This window comes from Vibrio sp. 1580 (genome assembly GCF_033340055.1).
Map to the genome: position 1 here is coordinate 1 of NZ_JAWOVT010000713.1, position 521 is coordinate 521.

General features: G+C 49.3%; 1 protein-coding gene. It reads left to right on the plus strand.

All coding sequences use genetic code 11. From position 1 onward, the window contains the following. Positions 1-521 (plus strand): glutamate synthase central domain-containing protein (locus tag R7093_RS27990; RefSeq protein WP_318147380.1); only part of this gene is annotated, 521 nt, incomplete at both ends.

Below are 521 nucleotides of genomic sequence, written 5' to 3' on the forward strand. Positions count from 1 at the left end.
ATCGATCCACTGCGTGAAAAGCATGTTATGTCGTTAGCCACCAGTATAGGTCAGGAGATGAACGTCTTCTGTGAAACCGACGGCCACGCGCATCGAGTGACATTTGATTCTCCAGTGCTACTTTACTCTGACATGCAGCAGTTGCTTGAGCTGGGTGACGATCACTACCGCAATACCATTCTCGACATAAACTACGATCCACAAGAGAAAGATCTCAAGCAAGCGATCGATGACTTATGTGATCAAGCTGAACAAGTGGTGCGAGAAGGTACCGTTTTAGTGGTTCTTTCTGACCGCGCATTAGTCAAAGGCAAATTGCCAATTCCAGCCGCCATGGCTGTCGGCGCCGTGCAAACTCGCTTAGTTACAGCCAACCTTCGTTGTGATGCCAACATCGTCGCGGAAACCGCAACCGCACGTGACCCTCATCAATTTGCCGTATTGCTAGGCTTTGGCGCTACGGCGGTTTATCCGTATCTAGCTTATGAAGCTTTAGGCAAATTGATTGACGATGGTGCCCT